Below are 1257 nucleotides of genomic sequence, written 5' to 3'. Positions count from 1 at the left end.
TGACCTGCTCCCCCCAGGCCGTACCAATGTGAAGTAGCAAGGGGTCCGCCATTCAGGAGAATCGCAGACATGAGGAAGAGCAAGTTCACAGAGGAACAGATCATCGGGTTCCTCCAACAGGCCGAGGTCGGCATGGCGGTGGCGGAGATTTGCCGCAAGGGCGGCTTCTCCGACGCCACGTTCTACAAGTGGCGCGCCAAGTTCGGCGGCATGCAGGTGTCAGAGGCCAGACGGCTGCGCGAGCTGGAGGCGGAGAACGCCAAGCTCAAGCACCTGCTGGCCGAGGCGCACCTGGATCTGCATGCGCTCAAGAGCGTGCTCGGGGTAAAAAGGTAGCCCCACAAGCCCGGCGCGAGCTGATCACGCAGCTGGTGCAGGAGCACCAACTGTCCGAGCGTCGCGCGTGCGGGCTTGTGGGGCTAAGCCGAGACAGCTACCGGCACCCACCGGTGCCCAGCGCACAGACCCAGGCCCTGAAGGACAAGATCGTCGAGATCGCGCATGTGCGTCGGCGCTTCGGCTACCGGCGCGTGCACGACCTGCTGCGCAACGACTTCCCTGGCGTCAATCACAAGCGGGTGTACCGGCTCTACAGAGCGGCCAATCTGGCGGTTCGCAAGCGCAAGAAGGCCAAGCGCCCCGTGATGGAGCGCACGCCCCTAAACATCGCCCAACGCATCAACGAGGTGTGGAGCATGGACTTCGTCAGCGACAGCCTGGCCAGTGGCCGGCGCATCAAGTGCCTGACCGTGGCCGATGACTTCAGCCACGAATGCGTGGAGATCGCTGTGGACTACGGCATCAGCGGCCTGTACGTCACCCGGCTGCTGGATCAGGCGGCGCGCTTCAGGGGCTACCCGGCCGCCGTCAGAACCGACAACGGCCCGGAGTTCACCAGCCGGGCCTTCATCGCCTGGACGCAGGAACACCACATCCGGCACATCCTGATCGAGCCAGGTCGGCCCATGCAGAACGGCTACATCGAGAGCTTCAACGGCAAGTTCCGCGACGAGTGCCTCAATGAGCACTGGTTCCAGAGCATGCGCCAGGCACGCACCGAGATTGCCGCATGGCGTCGGGACTACAACGAGGTTCGGCCTCACAGCAGCATTGGCCGCATACCGCCAGCCAGGTATGCCCAGCAACTGCGTCAGCACGCAGGCGACGCAGCTCGTCATGAGATCCCTGCCCAAATCCATTAACCTTCAACCCCAGGACCCCAACCTAATCACTGGTACGGCTGAAGGGGGCAGGTCA

The 1257-nt window shown here is 63.6% G+C and carries 1 protein-coding gene; it reads left to right on the top strand.

Annotated features, from left to right (window positions below; all coding sequences use genetic code 11):
* Positions 1 to 69: 69 nt before the first annotated feature.
* A protein-coding gene (locus ACWGXF_RS24335; protein ID WP_122975108.1) for an IS3 family transposase occupies positions 70 to 1202 on the top strand; the annotation gives its coding sequence in 2 pieces (ribosomal slippage) (positions 70 to 325 and positions 325 to 1202; 1134 coding nt in all).
* The last annotated feature ends 55 nt before the right edge of the window (positions 1203 to 1257 follow it).

This window comes from Comamonas sp. HJ-2 (genome assembly GCF_053615495.1).
This window is presented reverse-complemented; position numbering and strand designations above follow the sequence as displayed.